This is a genomic window from Cohnella laeviribosi DSM 21336, assembly GCF_000378425.1.
In the GTDB taxonomy this organism is placed as follows: domain Bacteria; phylum Bacillota; class Bacilli; order Paenibacillales; family Paenibacillaceae; genus Cohnella; species Cohnella laeviribosi.
This window is the reverse complement of sequence record NZ_KB899814.1, coordinates 78,058-98,250: the sequence shown is the minus strand read 5'-3', so window position 1 is coordinate 98,250 and position 20,193 is coordinate 78,058. Positions and strand designations below refer to the sequence as shown.

The following is a 20,193-nucleotide window of genomic DNA, read 5'->3' as shown; positions in this document are numbered from 1 at the left end:
CCGCCGAACCGGACGGAGATTCCGCTTCACGGGGAAACGAAGGAGTCTGGGGGGCGGCCCCCGCATTCTCTCGACTGAAGGCGGCGTTGGGAAGACGATAGGGATATGGTAAAATAAAAAGATCATAGCAGCTTTCCGGGAGATGGGAGGCGTTTCGGCATGCCAGGAAAAATATTAGTGGTCGACGACGAACGGCCCATTGCGGATATTTTGAAGTTTAATCTGGAAAAAGAGGGTTACGAGGTCGTCTGCGCCTTCGACGGCGAGGAGGCCGTCCGGCTTGCTTTCGAGACCGGGCCCGATCTTATTTTGCTCGATCTGATGCTGCCGGTGAAGGACGGCATGGACGTGTGCCGCGAGGTGCGGAGCCGGCTTTCGGTGCCGATCATCATGCTGACGGCGAAGGATACGGAGCTCGACAAGGTTCTTGGACTGGAGCTCGGAGCGGACGACTATGTGACCAAGCCGTTCAGCACAAGGGAGCTGCTCGCCAGGGTCAAGGCGCATCTGCGCCGCCAGCGCAACGAAGGAATGCCGCGGACCGAGGGGGACGCCTCGCCGGAGAACGAGCGGCAGGGCCTTAAGCTGTTCAATCTGTTCATCGATACCGACATGTACGTCGTGTACAAGAACGGTCAGCCCCTCGACTTGACGCATCGCGAATTCGAACTCCTGCATTATCTTGCCCGCAACTGCGGCAAGGTGATGACCCGCGAGCATCTGCTGCAGGCGGTATGGGGCTTCGAATATTTCGGCGACGTGCGCACCGTCGACGTCACGATCCGCCGGCTGCGGGAGAAGATCGAGGATGATCCCGGCAAGCCGGAAATGATTCTGACCCGGCGGGGGCTCGGCTATTTGATGCGCAATCCCAAGATGACGGGCGGGTACGGAGGATGAAGCCGTTCCGCCCGTTCCGTACCATTCAGATGAAGCTCATCGTTATGGTACTGCTTTTGATCCTGATCGCCGTGCAGCTGATCGGGGTTTATTTTATAAGTACGATGAAGAGCTCGCTGATTAATTCGTTTACGAGCAACATCAACGCGCAGGCGCAGCTGTTGACGGTGCTGGCGGGACCCGCCATTGTCAAGCAGCAGACCGATTCCGGCGGCCGTTCGGAGGACGCGAGCACGGAGCTGAGCCAGTTGGTGAGCAGCCTGTTCAGCATTAACGGCGCGGAGACGCAGGTGCTGGACGCAAGCGGACGGGTGCTGACGACGTCGATGCAGTCCCACCAATCGTACGTAGGGCGCAAAAACACGTCGCTGCTCGTCAGCCGCGCGCTGCAGGGCATCAGCGACAACTCCGAGGAAATTATCGACGAGGACAACGTCCGCAAGAAGGTGATCGCCAAGCCGGTCATCAGCGGCGGGAAAATCGTAGGCGCGGTCTATATCGTCGCCTCGATGAAGGAAATGTACGAGACGATCGACCGGGTGAACCGGATTTTCGTCTCGGGCATGCTGCTCGCGCTCGGCTTGACCGCGATCCTGGGCATTTTGCTGGCCGGCACGATCACCCAGCCGATCAAGGCGCTGACGCGTCAAGCCTCGGCGGTGGCCGAGGGCAATTTCGACGAGCGGGTGCCGGTGTTCGGCAACGACGAGCTCGGTCAGCTCAGCATGGCGTTTAACGAAATGACCGACCGCCTGAGCGAGGCGCTGTCCGTCAATGAGGAAGAAAAGGAGAAAATCGCCTCCATTCTGGCGAACATGAGCGACGGCGTGCTGGCGACCGACGAGCTCGGCCGCGTCATTGTGGCCAACCGGCGCGCGCGAAGCATGCTGGGGCTCGAGCAAATCGAAGGCATGACCGTGTCGGAGTGCCTGAACATCGACAAGGAATCCATCGCCGAGACGCTGCAAGGCAAGGAGTTTACCCTGCTGATCGAGCGGCCGGCGAAGGACGACGAGGAATCGCTGCTGTTCCGCGTGACGCTGACGCCGATCCGCCGCCGGGACAAAGGGGTCGTCGGCGCCATTGCGGTGCTGCACGACGCTACCGAGGCGGAGAAGCTGGAGCAGGCGCGCCGCGAATTCGTCGCCAACGTGTCGCATGAGCTTCGCACGCCGCTAACGACGATCAAGAGCTATGCCGAAGCGCTGGACGACGGCGCGCTGAGCGATCCGCCGCTGGCCGAGCGCTTTGTCGGCGTCATTCGCAGCGAGACGGAGCGCATGATCCGTCTGGTTACCGACCTCTTGCATCTGTCGCGGTTCGATTCGAAGCAGGCTCCGCTCAGGCGGCAGATGGTCGACGTCGAGGAGATTATGGAAGATGTCGTCGACCGCTTCTCGCTTCAGCTCCGGCAAAAGGCGATCACCGCCGGCGTCCAGGTTGCGTCGAACTTGCCGCAGGTGTGGCTGGACCGCGACGGCATCGATCAGGTGCTGGACAACCTGGTGTCCAACGCCATCAAATATACGCTCGACGGCGGACGGGTCAACCTGTCGGCCCGGCTGAACGAGGGCGGACAGTTGGAAATCGCCGTACAGGATACGGGAATCGGCATTCCGAAGAAGGATATCGAGCGCATTTTCGAACGCTTTTACCGGGTCGACAAAGCCCGCTCCCGGGGGATGGGCGGAACCGGGTTGGGCCTGTCCATTGCCCGGGAAATTATCCGCGCCCACGGCGGCACGATCCAGCTCGAATCCGAGGTCGGCATCGGGACGAAAGTTACCGTAACTTTGCCGGCGACGCAGGAAGGAAGTGAGCACGCGTGATCGAGAACGCGAAAACCGCGCTGTTGGCGTTTCTTGTCGTCCTCAGCCTCGTGCAGAGCTATTTCCTGATGTACAGCACGCCCGGCATGGAAACCAAGATCGGCACCGAACAGGATTATGTCAAGATGGAGCCGCTCGGACCGGAGGAAAAGGTCGAAAACCTGCTGTTTCCCGAGCAGCTTGTGCTTCACATGGGCGAGGACCGGCATACGGTCTTCTACCCGCAGGACACCTTCTACCAGATCGTGCTGACCAAATTGCAAAGCCGCGAATTCAAAGGCTTCCAGCGCGATGCCGTCCAGACGACGGATTGGGACCTGGTGCGCAAGGAGGACTTGGGCGTCGAGGTGCGCTTCGGCCGCCCCGTGCCGTTCGAGCTGCTGCAGCGGGTATTCAAAATCGACGGCGATTTTCTCTTCTCGGGCGATTCCATCACCCGCATCTGGATATTCGCGCGGAAGGACCGGGATGAAGTGCGCACGTTCTTCTTCAGCTCCGACGGCCGCAGCGTGTACGAATCGCAGCGCGCCGATTTGACGGTTCAGGACGTGCAGCAGTATACGGGCTTCGGCCAATATTGGACGCCGTTTCAATATTGGAACGGCATCTACGTGCCCGTTCAGGCCAAAAGCTACCCCGTCCTGAAGGCGGCTTACAGCCGGTTTACGCCGGATCAGATGCAGCGCAACCTGTTTTTGGACCCGACCACGACGCGTACGATCCAGGACCGCCAGGACGGCACGCAAATTTACACCGACGGCAAGCGCGGCCTCAAGGTGGAACAGGCGGGCGGCTGGCTGACGTACACCGACCCGGTCGCTCCGACCGACAGCGAGAACAACCTGACGGACAATATCGCGAGCGCGGTTCAATTTGTGAACCAGCACGGAGGCTGGAACGGCATGCATCGGCTGGTGCGGACGGAAGCGACCGCAGGCGCGAACGCGGTCTGGTTCCAGCAGTATTACAACGGCCTGCCGATTCAATCGGACGAGCGGTTTCGCTTCGGCTATATGCAGCTTTCGATTCAGCAGGGCGTCGTGTCCTCGTACGAGCGGTCGCTGATCACGCTGGATATGGAGCCGACGAAGACGGGACAGCGCAAGCTGCCGGCGGCAGACGCGCTGAAGCGGCTGATCCGGGAGACGGCAAGCGGCGGCGTCGTCGAAACGATCTATCCGGCGTACCGGCCGAAGCTGGAGGACAAGTCGGTCCTGCTGACTCCGGTATGGGCGATCCGGCTGACGACGGGGGAAGTTCGCACGTTCGGTTAACATAAGGCTTGCAAAAGTCAAAGGAGGGGCGAGATGGACTGGGGACGCACGAAAAGCGTGTTGATTCTGGCTTTTTTGCTGCTTAACATGCTGCTCGGGTATCAGCTGTGGCTGAATTGGCAGGAGCGGATCGATTCGGCTGTCGACTGGACCTCGCTGCCTCCCGAGACGCAGCAGGTAATGCAGGAAAAATCGATCAAAGTGGAAGCCCAGATCCCGACCGAAACGCCGGCGATGCAGGAAATTACCTATAAGCTGGAACGGGAGGGCAGCGGCAACGTCATCCCGATCGATCCGCCGCGGGATTCAAGGATCGTGTTCGTCGAGCAGGAGCTGAAGCAGGAGTTGGGCGGGATTATTCCCGATCTGGACAAATACCGCTACGACAACTGGGCGAGCCGGGAAGGCGTGTTCGTGTTGGACCGGACGGAGGGAGGACGGCCGATCTTCGACGTGCAGCTCGAACTGCATTACAGCAACCAGAAAATCAACGGCTACACGCAGGATATCATCTCCATTTTGCCGTCGGAAGGCGGTTCCGCCCAAAAGGTGCTGCCGGCGGCGAAAGTCGTCAAAAACCTGATCGAGAACTATTTGCCCGCCGGATCGATCATTAAAGAAATCCAGCTCGGCTACCACGGCCAAACGATTTTCGATTCGGAAACGCAGGTGGCCGCCCCTTCGTGGAGGGTTTTGCTAGAAGACGGTGAAGTTTACTATGTGCACGCGATCAGCAGCGAAGTGGTAACCGACAAATCGGACGCCGCCAAAAGCCAGGGAGCGGACGGCGGCGGTTCCTGACGTTCCGGCTTTACGGACTTTCGTTCGGCGTGCGGTTGTCATCAGCGAAAACGGCTTTCCCCGCGCCGCCGTTTTCGGGCTTCATAGGCAGCGGGATTGGGAGAGAGAGGAATTTCAACATGGGATTGCGATTTAGCGTATTGTGCAGCGGCTCGACCGGCAACGCCACCGTCGTCTCCTCGGACGCGGCAACGGTGCTGGTCGATGTCGGCCTGAGCGCAAAAAAAGTGGAAGAACTCATGAAGGAACGGGATCTGACCGGCGCCGATGTGGACGCGATCCTCGTGACGCACGAGCATTCCGACCATATTAGGGGACTTGGAGCGTTGGCTCGCAAGTTCCGGCTTCCGGTGTATGCGAACGAGAAGACGTGGGCGGCGATGTACAAAAGCATCGGCGAATTGCCTGACGACCAGCGGCATATCCTGCCCACGGGGAGCGCGATGGAGCTTTACGATTTGCGGATCGAATCGTACGCCATTTCGCACGACGCGGCGGAACCGGTCGGCTATTGCTTCCAGTCCTCCGGGCGCAAGCTGAGTCTGGCTACGGACCTCGGGTATGTCAGCGACAAGGTGATGCAGCAGCTGAAGCAATCGGATGTGCTGGTGCTGGAAGCGAATCACGACATCAATATGCTGCGGATGGGGCGTTATCCGTGGAATATCAAACGCCGGATTCTCGGCGACAGCGGCCATCTGTCCAACGATGCGGCCGGCGAGGCGCTGTGCCGGCTGCTCGAGTCGGGCGATCTCCGCCGGGTGTATCTCGCCCATCTGAGCCAGGAGCACAACTTGATGGACTTGGCGAAGCTGACGGTGAATACTATTTTGGAAGACAACGGATTTTTCTATCAAAAACACGAGTTTGCGCTGTGCGAGACGTATGCGGATCGCCCGACGCCCTGGGACGAGGTGTAGCCTTGAAGCGGGCTCGGCACAATTGGCTTTATTTCCTTTCTTTACATAGCCAATACAGGATCAGGCGCTCTTGCTTCGCGCCTTCAATTGGATTAGTATTTTAGACAAATCGCTGATCGATAGAGGGGAATCGATTGAACGTTTCCCGTTTACGGCATAGGGAGCAGCACTCCCTAAAGGAAGGTGCATCGCATGAGCTTCTTTGACGATGATTTTTTTTCCACCCGCGTAAGGCGCAGAGTCCGCAACTGGCATCGGGGATGGCAAGGGTCATCGCGAAGCGGCGGCTACCGGCAAGGGTCGATGTTTCGCGTTGCGCTGATTTCATCGTTCGTCAGCTCGCTTGTGGTGGCCTTTCTGTTTACGTTTATCATGCGGGAGGGAGAGCCGAAAAGTCTGCCGGCCGCCTATAGCGGCCCGCCGATCGTCGAAACGTCGGAGCGGATCATCAACGCCGCGGCCAAGGTCCGTCCCGCCGTCGTCAGCATCATCAATCGGACGGAGAAGCCGAAACCGGACGAAGAAGACCATCATGCGATGACGAACGCAAGTCTCGGTTCCGGCGTCATCTACGAGAAGAAGGGCGGCAAAGCCCGGATCATTACGAACGCGCACGTCATCCAGGGTTCAAAGCACGTGCAGATTATGCTGCTGAGCGGCGAGAAGAAGGAGGCGTCCATCGTCGGCAAGGACACGATCACCGATCTGGCCGTGCTCGAGGTGGACGGCAAGGGTATCGACGCGGTGGCCGAGATCGGCGATTCGACGAAGCTGAGGGAAGGGGAAACGGTGATCGCCATCGGCAACCCGCTCGGCTTTAGCGATTCGCTGACAGACGGCATCGTCTCCAACCTGAACCGGGTGATTCCGGTGTCGCTCAATCAGGACGGCGTGTACGACTGGGAAGAAGAGGTCATTCAAATCTCCGCGCCGATCAATCCCGGCAACAGCGGGGGCGCGCTCGTCAATCTGGACGGGGAACTGGTCGGCATCAACAGCATGAAGGTGGCGGACATGGGGGTCGAAGGGATCGGGTTCGCGCTGCCGATCCATGACGTCATGCCGGTCGTTCGGGAGCTGGAGGAGCACGGGAAAGTGCGGCGTCCCTATCTCGGCGTTTATTCGATGGATTTGTCGGTATACCTTGATTACAACGCGGAGGATGACGATCCGTTCGGCGAGGAATCCGGGGATTCCGAAGAATCGGCCAAAGCGGGCGAAGACGAAGATGCGCCGCCGCTTATCGTGCCCGATGGCGTGAAGAAAGGCGTAGTCGTGCTGGAAGCGGTCGGGCCGGCGAAGAAGGCGGGCCTTAAGCTGAACGACTTGATCGTAAGGCTCGACGACACCGATATCGGCAGCACGATGGAGCTGCGCAAATATTTGTATAATCACAAGAAAATCGGGGAAACGCTGACGGTAACGTACTATCGCGACGGCAAGAAGCAGGAGGTCGGCGTCACGCTGACAGAGAAAGACGATGACATCGAGTAGGAAGGATTAGGCAGCATGTATTGTGTTTGCAAGGAGCATGTGGAGCTTGCGATCGACAAGTTCGTCGACGAATATGAGGATGCGCCGGACCTGGTGGATCTGAGAACGACGACGTTTTCCGCTTGGAAGCCGCCGGAGCGCTGCGAGTGGTGCGAGGAGCCGGCCGTCGTGCTGGTCGTGTAATGCGGCGAGAAAAGGCGGCGCAAGCGCATACGCATCGAGAGAACCTTCGATCTTGCGGGATCGGGGGTTTTTTGCGTTTTCGGCTCCGCTCATCGAGTCATAATCAGGGCCGTTGTCGGACGTTCTGACCTAAGTCGGCGATTTCTTCTCCTAAACAAAAAATGTGCCAAATGGAAAAAAACCAATTGACAGCACTTCCACGCGATGGTAAAGTGTCAAATAGATTTCAATTTCAGAAAGGGGTGCGTTCGATGCTTAACCATATGGGTGTTCCAACGGCAGGCCGCCGCCGGTATGACGTCGAACGTAATCCATTCGCGCACGATTGATCCGGATAACAGTCGGGCGCATGGTTACGTTCTCGTAATCGTGCGCCCTTTTTGCATCGACAAGATCGAACAAATGTTCGAGTGGTTTTGTCGGAAGAGGGCGTATCGCTTACGAGCGGTACGTTTTTTTGTTTCTCCGTTAAGGCGGATGCACTCTGGACCGACCGGCGCGGCCGTTCGGCAAAAAAGGCAAGGCAAGAAAGAGAGGCGAGGAGAATAGATGTTTACGGTATTGCGAAAGCTGGGATGGTTTTTCCGTCTGCATTGGCGCCGGTATTTGGTGGCCGTCGTTCTGCTGACGCTGGCCGGCGTCATCGACGTCATTCCGCCCAAGATGCTGGGCTCGATCATTGACGGCATCCATCAGGGCACGATCGGGCAGGCGCGGTTTTACGAGACGCTGCTTCTGCTGGCGGGCTTGACGGCGCTCGGCTACGTCATCAATTACATCTGGATGCGCAAGCTTTTCGGCGGGGCGTTCCTGCTGGAGAGGCTGCTGCGCAAGCGGCTCATGCGCCATTTTCTGAAAATGACGCCGACCTTCTACGAGCGGAACCGGACGGGAGACTTGATGGCCCGCGCGACCAACGACCTGTGGGCGATTTCGAACACCGCGGGCTTCGGCATTTTGACCTTGATCGATTCGACGCTGTTCATGCTGACGGTTCTGTTCATGATGGCGGTGCTGATCAGCTGGAAGCTGACGCTGGCGGCGCTGCTGCCGCTGCCGCTCTTGGCGGTGCTCATGCAGACGTTCGGCAAAAAGATTCACGAGCGCTTTACGCGCGCCCAGAACGCGTTCGGCGAACTGAACGACCAGGTGCTGGAATCGGTGTCCGGCGTACGCGTGATCCGGGCGTATGTGCAGGAGGAAGCGGACCGGGAGAGGTTCCATGCGAAAACAAGCGAGGTGCTCGCCAAAAACATCGAGGTCGCGAAGATCGACGCGCTGTTCGAGCCGACGAACAAAATTCTGGTCAATCTGAGTTATCTGATCGGCCTGTGCTATGGTGGGTACCTGGTGTTCCGCAACGAGATTACGCTTGGCGAGCTGGTGTCCTTCAACGTCTTTCTCGGCATGCTGATCTGGCCGATGTTTGCGATCGGGGAGCTGATCAACGTCATGCAGCGGGGCAACGCTTCGCTCGACCGGGTGAACGAGACGCTCGGATACCGGCCGGACGTGGAGGACGGAGAGCGTCTTGTCGAGCTGGAGAAGCCCGGGGCGATCGCGTTCCGCGGCGTTTCCTTCCGTTATCCCAGCTCCGCCGTCGACAATCTGGTCGACGTCTCGCTCACGTTGGAACGGGGAAAGACGCTGGGCATCGTAGGGCGGACCGGAAGCGGGAAGACGACGCTGCTGAAGCAGCTTCTGCGCGAATACCCGCTCGGCCGCGGCGAAATCTCGGTTTCGGGCGTGCCGCTCGAACAGATCGCCATCGACAGGCTGATCGGCTGGATCGGCTACGTTCCGCAGCAGCCGATTCTGTTCTCGCGTTCAATCCGCGAAAATATTTTGTTCGGCCGCGACAACGCGACGGAGGAGGAACTGAAACGTGCGCTGGAGCGCGCTTCGTTCGCCAAGGACATCGCGTTTTTGCCGGATGGGCTGGAGACGCTGGTCGGCGAGAAGGGCGTGGCGCTGTCCGGCGGGCAGAAGCAGCGGGTCAGCATCGCGCGGGCGCTTATCGCCAACCCGGAAATTCTGATTTTGGACGACGCGCTGTCCGCGGTCGACGCGAAGACGGAAGCCGAAATCATCGACGGCATCCGCAAGGAACGGGCGGGCAAGACGACGCTCATTGCGACGCACCGGCTGTCGGCGGTTCAGCATGCGGACTGGATCATCGTGCTTGACGAAGGGCGGATCGTGGAAGAAGGAACGCACGAGGAGCTGCTGCGGCGCGGCGGCTGGTACAGGGAGCAGTACGATCGCCAGCAGCTGGAGGCGTTTGTCGAGGCGTCATAAGGCTACGAGCGGTCAAAGGGACGTCACAGACGCCCAAATCGGGGGCGAACGAAAAGCAGGAGCGTCATTGAAATTTTTGAAACGCCGAAGTCGAAACGCCAACAACCAAGGAAGGTGAATGGTTTATGGGGAGTACGGGCAAACGGTTATTCCGCTACGCCCTGCTGTACAAAAAGCCGATCGCCGCGGCGCTCGGGCTGCTGATGCTGGCGGTTTGCGTGGAGCTGGCCGGTCCGTTCATCGCGAAGCGGATGATCGACAACAACATTTTGGGCATTGAAAAGAAATGGCACGAGGTCTTATCCGACGGCAAATATACCGTAACGTACAACGGAAAGCGGTACAAACGAGAGGACCATTTTGCCGATGGCGAGACCAGGGGCGAAACCGCCCGGGTGCTGCAGGTTGAACGAAAATATTATTTTCTCGAAGGCGATCTTGCGTTTGACGGCAAGCGCGAGGCGGCAAACGGCAAGCTGACGGTTACCGCAAGTGACGGGCAAACGGCGACCTACCCGGTGACGGAGCTTTCCGTGTCCGAGCTGTACCGGTTTTACAAGCCGGAGATTCCGGGCCTGCTTGCGATGGCGGCCGCTTATTTCGGCCTTCTGGTGCTGGCGGCCGGCTTCACCTACGGCCAGCGCCTGCTGCTGCAGAAGTCGGCCAACCGCATCGTGCAGCGGATGCGGGAGGACGTGTTCGCGCATACGCAGCGTCTGCCGGTGCAGTATTTCGACAACTTGCCGGCGGGCAAGGTCGTCTCGCGCATCACGAACGACACGGAGGCGGTGCGGGAACTGTTCGTGGCGGTGCTGGCGAACTTTTTCTCCGGCGTCGTGTACATGGCCGCCATTTACGGCGCGCTGTTCCTGCTGGAGCCGAGGCTTGCGCTGATCTCGCTTCCGCTCGTTCCTATTCTCCTTGTGTGGATCGTCGTGTACCGCAAATTCGCCGCGCGTTATAACCAGGTCATCCGCAACAAGCTGAGCGACATCAATGCGATGATCAACGAATCGATTCAAGGAATGCCGATCATCCAGGCGTTCCGCCGCAGAGAGAAAACGATGCAGGAATTCGAGGAGCTCAACCGGGAGTTCTTCACGTACCAGAACAAGCTGCTGAACCTGAACTCGCTCACTTCGCACAACTTGGTGAATGTCGTGCGCAATGTGCTGTTTATCGTGGTCGTCTGGCTGTTCTGGGGCGATTGGCTCGGCTCGATCGTGACGGTCGGCGTCTTGTACGCGTTTATCGATTATATGAACCGGATGTTCCAGCCGATCGTCGGCATCGTCAACCAGCTTGCCAATCTGGAGACGGCGCGCGTGTCGGCGGAGCGGGTATTCCGGCTGCTGGACGAACCGGGCGTCGACGTGGCCACGGGGGAAATGGAACGCTACAAAGGGGAGGTTCGGTTCGAGAACGTCACCTTCGCCTACAAGAATGACGATTACGTGCTGAAAAACATCTCGTTCGAAGCCAAGCAAGGCGAAACGGTGGCGCTGGTCGGCCATACCGGCTCGGGCAAAAGCTCGATTCTGAACCTTCTGTTCCGGTTCTACGACATCGAGCACGGCAGCATCAAGGTGGACGGCGTCGACGTGCGGGACATTCCGAAGCAGCTGCTTCGCCAGCATATGGGCATTGTGCTGCAGGACCCGTACCTGTTCACCGGCACGATCGCTTCGAACGTCAGCCTGAACAATCCGAAGATCAGCCGGGAAAAGGTCGTTCAGGCGCTCAAGGACGTCGGCGCGTACGACATGTTCATGAGCCTGCCCGGCGGCATCGACGAGCCGGTGCTGGAGAAGGGCAGCACGCTGTCGGCCGGCCAGCGGCAGTTGATCTCGTTCGCCAGGGCGCTTGCTTACGATCCGGCGATTCTGATTCTGGACGAAGCGACGGCCAGCATCGACACCGAGACGGAAGCGATCATCCAGCAGGCGCTCGATGTGGTGAAGAAGGGGCGGACGACGTTCGTCATCGCCCACCGGCTGTCGACGATCCGCCAGGCGGACCAAATCCTCGTGCTCGACCACGGGGAAATCGTGGAGCGGGGCAACCACGAATCGCTGATGGAGCTCGGGGGCAAATATTACGCAATGTACCAGCTGCAGCAAGGCGCTTCGGCTTCGGTCGTGAGCGCTTGATGCGCGACCGAGGACACGAGCGCTGCGTGTTCCGGACGTGCCCGCACCGGTCCGGCGCTCGCGGGCGGACCGCAGGCGCTGGCGCGGGCCCGGGCGGGCGCCCGCATGGGCCGCGGGGGCAAGGCGGCCGGAAAGCATGAGCGCACGAACCGCGGGAATGCGCGCGGGGCAACCGGCCGAGCGGACCGGCGGGCAAGGCGGGCTTGCGCACCGGTGGAGCGCGCAGCCGAAAAAAACAAACGGCTGTCCCTAAAGAGTCTTTACTTTACAGGCTCTTTGCGGACAGCCGTTTTATTGGGGCCGAAAGAGAACGGACATAGAGGCAAGCGAAACTCAGCGATGGACGCCGCAACCGCCGCGCTGCCGCCGGATCGATAGGCGCTATAGGTCCGGATTCAAGGTTTTGCCGGCGCCGGGTTGATTACAGCGGCCTGATTTACGGATTGCTGCGTGTGTTTTCGATAAGCGGGACGCGTTGATGAATCGGGAATCGAAGTTTGCGCGCCCGGCGGAGCGGGGAGTTGTGGTCCGACGCCCGATAGACTACAATTTGGTTAGTATCTTTCTAACGGAAAGAAAAGGAGGGGTTCACGTGATTCAGGTTTATCCGGAGAAAACGCGCTATAAGGTGGATTTGGGCTGGCTGAAAAGCCGGCCGAGCTTTCAGTTCGGGGAATATGTCGATCCGGACAACAGCGCCTTCGGCGTGATGCGCGTGTGCAATGACGATTACATCGCCCCGGGCCGCGGCTTCGGCGCGCATCCGCACAGCGACATGGAGATCGTTACCATCATTTTGTCGGGGCAAATCCGCCATGAGGACAATCTCGGCAATATCGAGATCGCCTCGGCGGGTGAAGTGCAGCGGATTACGGCGGGCAGCGGCGTCATTCATGCGGAATACAATCCTTCCGATACCGAAGGGCTTCATCTGCTTCAGCTCTGGTTCATGCCGCGGGAGCGCGGGCTGCCGCCTTCGTACGAGACGGCCCGGTACGATCGGGCGAAGCTGGTCAATGCGCTGCTGCCGGTCGCGGCCGCCGTTCCTTCGGAGGGCGTCGTCAAGGTCGAACAAGACATGACGATTTATTTGAGCCGGCTGGAGTCGGGGCGGGAGCTTGCGTTCCGGCAGGAGGCCGGGCGGCGGGTGTTCCTGTTCGTGATCGAAGGAAGCCTGACGGTCAACGGGGTGACACTGGGCGCCCTCGATGAGGCGCGGATTACGGACGAGCCGGAGCTTGCGCTTAAGGCAGGCGGGGAGCAGGCTTTTTTCATGCTGATCGATCTGCCGTAAGGCCGGAGAGGAGAGGAAAGCGCCCGGTCAGGCGGCAACCCGGAAGGGGCGATGAAGCGCGGTCCGGTGATTTCGTTATAACGAGAGGAGGGGTTGGACATGAAGGAGACGTTTGTCGTTAAGCACGCCGTAGGCGGCAAAATCTTTATCGACACGGGCAAGCGGGCGGTCCCTTACAAGCTCGAGGAAAAGGCGGACGGCGGCTACCGGTTTACGGTTTCGACGCCCCGCGGTCCGGAAATCGAGGAGCTGCTGAAGCTTGCGCACGAGCTGAATGTGTTCGTGTTCCGCGACTGCTCGGAGGAGAACGAGCCGACCGTAAAGACCTGGTTCTATGTCAACGAAGGGCCGGTTGCGTACGACGATGAAAAGCAGGAACTGACCATCGAAGCCCAATCCAAGATCGAATACGTGCCCGACCGGTATTTGAGCTGATCCGGCAGCCGAATTTCGATTGCAAAGCCTTGCGGCGGTGCGGGCGCGGTTTGGGCTTGCTGAAATTTCAAGACCGCCCCGCGGTTATGGTAAAATGCAAAAGTTAGACATTGATCTCGTTCGGAGGGAACCATATATGCCGGGAAACGGAAAAAACCGCAGCGACGTCCGGCCGGGGCTGGAAGTGGACATCGTGCTTAAGCAGGACCAGCGAACGGGCAAGACGACGCGCGGCATCGTCAAGGAGCTGCTGACCAAATCCGCGTTTCATCCGCACGGAATCAAGGTCAGGCTGACGGACGGCCAGGTGGGTCGGGTACAAAATATCGTGGCGGAGCCGAAACAGGAGCCGTCGCGTCCGGGATCTTGAACGTGGGAAGAGGGGCGAGGCTCGATTCGTTCCAACCTCGGTCCGCACTTCTTCGGCGGCGTTGCACGGCGATCAATCCAGGGCGCGCATGAACTCGTCGAGATCGCGGTCCGCCTTGGATTGGTTGCATTCGTTGCAGGCGCAGACGCAGTTGGCCGGAGTCGTATGGCCGCCTTTGGCGCGAGGGAGCAAATGGTCGATCGTATCGCCATATTGTCCGCAGTAACGGCACGTGTAGTTGTCCCGCATCAGAATGAGGCGGCGAAACTCCTTATTGCTGTAAAGGCGCCGGATCGTATGGCGGCCCGCGACGACGGCGGCGCCTTCCCGCACGAGGGTAACCGCCAAATCCGGCTCGATCTCCTGATACCAGCGGCGGCCGTTATCGCTCTTGCCGAGCATGCGAATGAAGCCCTGTCTTGTCGGTCTCAGACCGGACGGATCGCGGGGATCGGTTTTCGCTCTATTCGGCTTTGGCTTAGCCTGTATCGGGTCTGACGCGGCACGCGCCGCGGGCGGCTGCGGGCCTCTGCGCCGCTTCGGCTTATCCGCCTCCGTCTCGGCAACGGTCCCGCCGGCCGGGGCTTCGAGCTTGCGCGCTTTCTGCCGGCATGACCGGCACGTGCCTCTGCGCCTTTTGCGTCCTGCTCTTCTGCCGCTCCTGGCGGGAAACTCCGCAAGCGGCTTGAACGTGCGGCATTGCCGGCACATTTTGCCCGCCGCTTCCGGCTCCTGTTGATGCGTATCGTTGATCATACCCCGAGTATAGCATACCTTCGCTCCAATGAAGAACCGCTGCAAGTCCAATTCTTCGTCAATCCGCTCGTTCCGTCCGGACTTCAATTCCCCCTTGTATACTCCGCTTTATCATAAGTCCTGAAACTAGATAAGAGGCGATACCCGGGACTCCTGCCGCTACGAATTCCCGGCTTAAGGTCAATAGGGACAGTACGCTGATTACGCCAACGGTAATCATAACGGCTTCCAAATCCGCAATTGGCCGCCGTCATCAAATGTGCCACCGGATTTAACAATATTTATATAATATATATCGATAAAAATTTATTGTAAAACGATAAACTTCGTGTTAAATTTGAGTGGACGATAAATACGTGAGGTGCTTTTTATGAAACGTGAACAAGGTTCAACGATTTTCTTAAAGGGTGTTGTTTTCCTTATGGGAATTGCGGTACTTGCTTTGTGCATATTTGGGCTGCCTGGGATAGCCAATGAAGCAGCGGAACATTATCCGGAGTTGGTTTATTTGCCCGTTCTAATAGTTGTGTATGCAGCGGCGATACCGTTTTTCTTTGCTCTGCATCAGACTTTAAAACTTTTAAACTATATCGACAAGAACAAGGCTTTCTCGGACTCATCTGTTAAGGCTTTAAAAAATATAAAAAACTGTGCCATCACAATCAGTATCTTGTATGTGGCCGTCATGCCACTCTTATATCTCATGGCGCAGGAAGACGACGCCCCAGGGATCGTAGCACTCGGATTGGTCTTTATTTTTGCTTCAATTGTGATAGCAGTCTTTGCTGCTGTTCTTCAAAAGCTATTAAAAAATGCCATAGATATAAAATCAGAAAATGATTTAACGATCTGAGGTGAATAACATGGCCTTGATAATCCATATTGATGTGATGCTAGCTAAAAGGAAAATGAGTGTCACAGAACTTGCGGAGAAGGTTGGAATCACGATGGCTAATCTCTCCATATTGAAAAACGGAAAGGCAAAAGCGATTAGATTTTCAACTTTAGAGGCGATTTGTAAGGCTTTAGAATGTCAGCCCGGAGATATTTTAGAATACAGAAGCGACGAAGACACTTAAGGATCAAATGGATAAAAGGGGGGACGTTTATGGAAAAACGCTTATGGCATGCTCTGCAGCAGTTGGTACGCTTCGGTTGGCAGCAAGCTTTGTCCTGTATATTTCCCGTGGTCATCTTTGCTTCGCTGGCTCTGACGCAGCTCATCCCCCTTCCCTGGCTGCACCGTTACGACTGGCTGCTGATCATCTGCCTGGCCATGCAGGTATGGATGGTACGTTCAGGACTTGAATCCCGCGACGAACTGAAGGTGATCACCGTCTTCCACCTGATCGGCTTGGCTCTGGAAATGTTCAAGGTTCACATGGGATCCTGGTCGTACCCGGAAGAAGGCTGGACGAAGGTTAACGGCGTCCCCCTCTACAGCGGATTTATGTATGCCAGCGTGGCCAGCTACCTGTGCCAGGCCTGGCGGCGCCTGAAGGTCGAGCTTGTTCGTTGGCCTCCACTCTGGCTGGTCACCCCGCTTGCCGCTTCCATCTACCTGAATTTTTTCACCCACCATTATTGGATCGACATTCGCTGGTGGCTGTCGGCCTTGGTGCTGATCGTATTTTGGCGAACATGGGTTACTTATGAGGTCGGTCGTCATCGCTACCGGATGCCGCTAGTCCTCTCCTTCGTGCTGATCGGATTCTTTATTTGGATTGCGGAGAATATCGCCACCTTCTTTAGCGCGTGGAGATACCCGAATCAATCCGACACCTGGCGTCTCGTCCATGTCGGTAAGATCAGCTCCTGGCTTCTACTCGTCATCGTCAGCTTTCTGATCGTCGCCGCGTTGAAGCAAGTCAAGGAGCAGCGAGCTGCGGTTGGAAAGGATAGCCGCACCTCCCCGCTTAACCAAGCCCCCTAGGGCTCTCCGTCGTTCCACTACAAAAAAATTCGCCCTACGGTGGCACCAGCAAAAGCGAAATGCGTTCGCTAACAAATGGTGTTGCATCAGAGCTTCTTCAATTGGTCGATCATTTCCTGAGGCTCCAACCGCTTCATGAAGTCCGGGTTGACGTGAGCAAAGCGAATAATTCCTTCCCTGTCGATCATGTACGTCGCCGGAACCGGCAGTATCCAGCGGTCGGTTTTATTGAACTCGGCGAGATCCCGCTTAAGTATATTTTTGAAGGTATTCTGAAGATAATCAGGCAGTTCAAACAAAACGTTGTATCTGTCGGCGACACGACCGTTCGGATCGCTCAGCACCTGGAAAGTCAGTTCTTCTTTCTCCTGTTGCGAAAGCGAGTTGTCCGGGCTTTGCGGAGAGACCGCAATCAGCTGGCCGCCGTACTTCGGCTTGTTCCAATTGCTCGTTAACCGACATGGGTCAACTCTCCTTTTTGAGTGAATTTGCTAATCGGGCGCCCTTCCGTTCTTGCCTCTCAAAATGAAAATTAGCCGCTTCACTCATATATATTCAAATCCGCGCCTGCAAGGAGTCTGACCTAAAAATTGCCGTTATTTACGATACGGTTCGCCGCCTCTCGAACTGCGAATTTTGAAAAAAAGAACCTTCAATCCAAAGACGGATCAAAGGTTCTATGTTCGATTCTGCTTATCTTAACTATAGACGACTTCTTTTTCAATCAGACCAAGCGTTTGCGCGGTTGACGTTTGGATTTCTTGGAAAAGCTCCGGATTTTTCGCCAGCGACACGCCATACGTAGGAATCATTTCTTTTATTTTCGGTTCCCACTCTTTCATGCGGTGCGGGAAGCATTTTTCCAATACCTCAAGCATAACGTGAACGGCAGTCGAAGCGCCCGGAGAAGCGCCGAGCAGCGCAGCGATCGAGCCGTCGGCGGCGCTGATTACTTCCGTACCGAATTGAAGCGTGCCTTTGCCGCCGGTCTCCGTATCTTTGATTACTTGCACGCGTTGGCCCGCCACCACGATACTCCAATCCTCGCTTTTGGCGTTCGGAACAAACTCGCGCAATTCTTCCATGCGCTTTTCATTCGACAACAGCACTTGCTGGATCAGGTATTTTGTCAATTTCATCTCTTTTATGCCGGCCGCCAGCATCGTGAGAATATTGTCCGGTTTTACGGAACGGATCAAGTCGAGATTGGAACCCGTTTTTAGGAACTTCGGCGAGAAGCCGGCAAACGGTCCGAACAGCAACGTTTTTTTGTTGTCGATGTATCTTGTGTCAAGATGCGGAACGGACATGGGAGGCGCGCCGACCTTGGCCTTGCCGTAGACTTTTGCATGATGCTTCGCGACAACCTCCGGATTGTTGCATACCATAAACAGTCCGCTAACCGGGAATCCGCCGATATGTTTCGACTCCGGAATCCCGGTTTTTTGCAATAAAGGCAGACTCCCGCCGCCGCCGCCGATAAAGACGAATTTGGCCGTATGGTATTCGATTTTGCCGTTTTCGAGATCGCGCACTTTCACTTCCCATGAGCCGTCGCGGGCGCGCTTAATATCCTTAACATGATGCTTGTAGCGGATCTCGACGTTTTGACCCTTTAAGTGGTCGAACAACATGCGGGTTAACGCGCCGAAGTTGACATCCGTTCCCGAGTCGATTCGGGTTGCCGCGATCGGTTCGTTCGATGTGCGGCCTTCCATGATCAGCGGAATCCATTCCTTCAGTTTTTCAGGGTCGTCGGAAAATTCCATCCCTTGAAACAGGGGATTGGTTGACAAGGCTTCATAGCGCTTTTTCAAAAAGGCGACGTTTTTTTCCCCTTGCACGAAACTCATATGAGGAATGGGCATGATAAAGTCCTGCGGATTGCGGAGCAGATTGCTGTTTACAAGATAAGACCAGAACTGTCTGGAAAGCTGAAATTGTTCATTAATTTTGATTGCTTTGCTAATATCGATGGATCCGTCGGATTTTTCGGGTGTATAGTTAAGCTCGCACAGAGCGGAATGGCCCGTACCTGCGTTGTTCCATTCGTTGGAGCTTTCTTCTCCCGCGTTCGCAAGTTTCTCAAACACTTTGATTTCCCATTCGGGCGCCAACTCTTTCAGCAAGGATCCCAGAGTCGCGCTCATGATGCCGGCACCGATTAAGATCACGTCTGTTTTGTTCTGTATGTTGCTCATGACAACCTTCCTTATCCTTATATTTACAAAAAGGAGTAGGCGCTCCTGCTTAGATGTCGATAAGCAAGGCGCCACCTTTGAACACACGTTTTCTGTCTCTATTCTAATCTTATTATAGTCTATTATAAGTATGGATAGATTAAAATATCTACTATTTATATAAACTATTTGGACCTGGTAAAAATTGAGAGTTCCGTCGGGACGAACACAACTCGTTGCCCGGGGCCAGAAGGTGCATTCCAAACCTCCTCCACTCTGGAAAGCGGGAAAGGTACCGCGTTCACTTTAAGCTTTCCAGTGGCAATGGCGTCGATTAACGCTGGAAATTCGGCAACATACCCAGCAGTTGTGACCGAACCTTGACCACTACCGAGCACTTGAAAGTTGGCAGATCGCAGAGCGACGGAAGGCACAGCAGCTGTAGGACCCGCAACGGAACCAATCTGGATCCAAGTCAAAGCCCGACTCCGATCCGATCTCATCTTCAACAGTGGGAGCATCGCAAGTTCGGCAGGCTTCCCCTAAGCCTTTGTCGTCGATAGCAAATGGGGCTTCACGGATCCCGTGACGCTCAATTGGCTGCTGGACGCAATGACGAACACGATTGTCAAGAACAAACCCAACGGGAAAGCCCCTTGAGCGGCTTTCCCTTTTCGTTCAAACCGGGCCTCATGCCGAGCGTCTCGCCGCCTTTTCACGAACCCCACTGTCCGATTTCTTCCGCCACGGCTTAAAAACCGATATGGCAATCAAGAAGAGAAGCAGCCCGGTTTGAGTCATGGCTCCATACCGGATCAGCGTCTCGTTGTGAAGGAAAACCGGATTGCTTAAAGCGGCGGCTTTTTCCGTTTCCAGTAAAGAGAGGTTCTCGACCATCCACCGGTCGATAAATTGGATGCCAAACACGGTTTGGGCAATAAAAACGATCCATTTCACAAGAATCCATTTGTGCTTGAAAAACCCCCAGTTCGTCCAAATGCTATAGACGAGACCGATCAATAAAATGCCGAAGCCTCCATACCGTATGATTTGATCGCTGACGGTCTGTAAAACGCGATACACGAGAACCGTTTCCTCATAGCTTTCCGGATGAACCCCGAGCCGGATCGCCACGGAGCTGACGATTCCCCCCAGCATGAGCACCACCAAAACAAGATGGATGATCTTTAACCATTTCATGCCTTTTAGCCCGATCTTTCTCTTCATCATGATCTCATGAAGTCCCCCCGAATGTTTTTTGAGCGCAGCGCTTTGATCTGGAACAACCAAACCCATACTAACAAGAAGATGTTGTGAACTTGTGACGAAGCTTTACGGTTTCCGTGAAATTTCGGCGCCTTCCGCAATCCCCTGTA

19 protein-coding genes are annotated in these 20,193 nt (G+C 56.6%); 15 read left to right on the top strand and 4 right to left on the bottom strand.

The genetic code is table 11. The annotated features are described in order from the left end of the window. The first annotated feature begins 159 nt into the window (after nucleotides 1-159). The 12 genes from yycF to F560_RS0106675 all read left to right on the top strand — a co-directional run bounded on the left by yycF (nucleotide 160) and on the right by F560_RS0106675 (nucleotide 13,948). The gene (yycF, locus tag F560_RS0106730) at nucleotides 160-900 is read left to right on the top strand and encodes a response regulator YycF (RefSeq protein ID WP_026298134.1); all 741 of its coding nucleotides are present in this window, start codon (nucleotides 160-162) and stop codon (nucleotides 898-900) included. Then, the gene (walK, locus tag F560_RS0106725; RefSeq protein ID WP_019004954.1) at nucleotides 897-2,729 is read left to right on the top strand and encodes a cell wall metabolism sensor histidine kinase WalK; all 1,833 of its coding nucleotides are present in this window, start codon (nucleotides 897-899) and stop codon (nucleotides 2,727-2,729) included. Before yycF ends, walK begins: the two co-directional genes overlap by 4 nt. Further along, entirely contained in the window at nucleotides 2,726-4,003 is a 1,278-nt protein-coding gene (locus F560_RS0106720) for a YycH family regulatory protein (protein ID WP_019004953.1), read from the top strand. The genes walK and F560_RS0106720 overlap by 4 nt, the downstream gene beginning before the upstream one ends. Nucleotides 4,004-4,036: 33 nt before the next feature. Continuing rightward, a complete protein-coding gene (gene yycI / locus F560_RS0106715) occupies nucleotides 4,037-4,804 on the top strand; it encodes a two-component system regulatory protein YycI (protein ID WP_019004952.1) in 768 nt (255 codons plus the stop codon). 119 nt (nucleotides 4,805-4,923) lie between these two features. After that, the gene (locus F560_RS0106710) at nucleotides 4,924-5,724 is read left to right on the top strand and encodes an MBL fold metallo-hydrolase (protein WP_019004951.1); all 801 of its coding nucleotides are present in this window, start codon (nucleotides 4,924-4,926) and stop codon (nucleotides 5,722-5,724) included. A 192-nt stretch (nucleotides 5,725-5,916) separates the two neighbouring features. Next, a complete protein-coding gene (locus F560_RS0106705) occupies nucleotides 5,917-7,218 on the top strand; it encodes a S1C family serine protease (RefSeq protein ID WP_019004950.1) in 1,302 nt (433 codons plus the stop codon). 15 nt (nucleotides 7,219-7,233) lie between these two features. After that, nucleotides 7,234-7,401: a CxxH/CxxC protein gene (locus F560_RS25520; RefSeq protein ID WP_019004949.1), complete on the top strand. Its 168-nt coding sequence runs from the start codon at nucleotides 7,234-7,236 to the stop codon at nucleotides 7,399-7,401. A 549-nt stretch (nucleotides 7,402-7,950) separates the two neighbouring features. Further along, nucleotides 7,951-9,699, top strand: coding sequence for an ABC transporter ATP-binding protein (locus tag F560_RS0106695; RefSeq protein ID WP_019004948.1), 1,749 nt, complete (start codon nucleotides 7,951-7,953; stop codon nucleotides 9,697-9,699). A 125-nt stretch (nucleotides 9,700-9,824) separates the two neighbouring features. Next, nucleotides 9,825-11,849 carry an ABC transporter ATP-binding protein gene (locus tag F560_RS0106690; protein ID WP_019004947.1) on the top strand — a complete coding sequence of 675 codons (2,025 nt, stop codon included), beginning with the start codon at nucleotides 9,825-9,827 and terminating at the stop codon, nucleotides 11,847-11,849. 592 nt (nucleotides 11,850-12,441) lie between these two features. Then, on the top strand, nucleotides 12,442-13,143 hold the full coding sequence (locus F560_RS0106685; RefSeq protein ID WP_019004946.1) for a pirin family protein: 702 nt from the start codon (nucleotides 12,442-12,444) through the stop codon (nucleotides 13,141-13,143). 99 nt (nucleotides 13,144-13,242) lie between these two features. Further along, the gene (locus F560_RS0106680) at nucleotides 13,243-13,578 is read left to right on the top strand and encodes a hypothetical protein (protein ID WP_019004945.1); all 336 of its coding nucleotides are present in this window, start codon (nucleotides 13,243-13,245) and stop codon (nucleotides 13,576-13,578) included. A 136-nt stretch (nucleotides 13,579-13,714) separates the two neighbouring features. Further along, on the top strand, nucleotides 13,715-13,948 hold the full coding sequence (locus F560_RS0106675) for a YwbE family protein (RefSeq protein ID WP_019004944.1): 234 nt from the start codon (nucleotides 13,715-13,717) through the stop codon (nucleotides 13,946-13,948). 72 nt (nucleotides 13,949-14,020) lie between these two features. Here the strand turns inward: F560_RS0106675 and F560_RS26210 are convergent, their stop codons facing one another. Next, nucleotides 14,021-14,791: an HNH endonuclease gene (locus tag F560_RS26210; RefSeq protein ID WP_019004943.1), complete on the bottom strand. Its 771-nt coding sequence runs from the start codon at nucleotides 14,789-14,791 to the stop codon at nucleotides 14,021-14,023. Between the two features lie 283 nt (nucleotides 14,792-15,074). Between F560_RS26210 and F560_RS0106665 the strand changes: the two genes are divergently transcribed. The 3 genes from F560_RS0106665 to F560_RS0106655 are packed head-to-tail and all read left to right on the top strand — an operon-like array spanning nucleotide 15,075 to nucleotide 16,637. Further along, complete coding sequence (locus F560_RS0106665; RefSeq protein WP_019004942.1) at nucleotides 15,075-15,557, top strand: DUF2975 domain-containing protein; 483 nt, start codon at nucleotides 15,075-15,077, stop codon at nucleotides 15,555-15,557. A 10-nt stretch (nucleotides 15,558-15,567) separates the two neighbouring features. Continuing rightward, nucleotides 15,568-15,783: a helix-turn-helix domain-containing protein gene (locus F560_RS0106660; protein WP_019004941.1), complete on the top strand. Its 216-nt coding sequence runs from the start codon at nucleotides 15,568-15,570 to the stop codon at nucleotides 15,781-15,783. Nucleotides 15,784-15,812: 29 nt separating this feature from the next. Further along, the gene (locus tag F560_RS0106655; protein WP_019004940.1) at nucleotides 15,813-16,637 is read left to right on the top strand and encodes a DUF817 domain-containing protein; all 825 of its coding nucleotides are present in this window, start codon (nucleotides 15,813-15,815) and stop codon (nucleotides 16,635-16,637) included. A gap of 86 nt (nucleotides 16,638-16,723) precedes the next feature. Here the strand turns inward: F560_RS0106655 and F560_RS24965 are convergent, their stop codons facing one another. The 3 genes from F560_RS24965 to F560_RS0106640 all read right to left on the bottom strand — a co-directional run bounded on the left by F560_RS24965 (nucleotide 16,724) and on the right by F560_RS0106640 (nucleotide 20,047). Beyond that, nucleotides 16,724-17,125, bottom strand: coding sequence for a redoxin domain-containing protein (locus F560_RS24965; protein ID WP_083932029.1), 402 nt, complete (start codon nucleotides 17,123-17,125; stop codon nucleotides 16,724-16,726). Between the two features lie 210 nt (nucleotides 17,126-17,335). Beyond that, on the bottom strand, nucleotides 17,336-19,081 hold the full coding sequence (locus F560_RS0106645) for a malate:quinone oxidoreductase (protein ID WP_281167164.1): 1,746 nt from the start codon (nucleotides 19,079-19,081) through the stop codon (nucleotides 17,336-17,338). A gap of 426 nt (nucleotides 19,082-19,507) precedes the next feature. Next, a complete protein-coding gene (locus F560_RS0106640; RefSeq protein ID WP_019004937.1) occupies nucleotides 19,508-20,047 on the bottom strand; it encodes a hypothetical protein in 540 nt (179 codons plus the stop codon). Nucleotides 20,048-20,193: the final 146 nt, after the last annotated feature.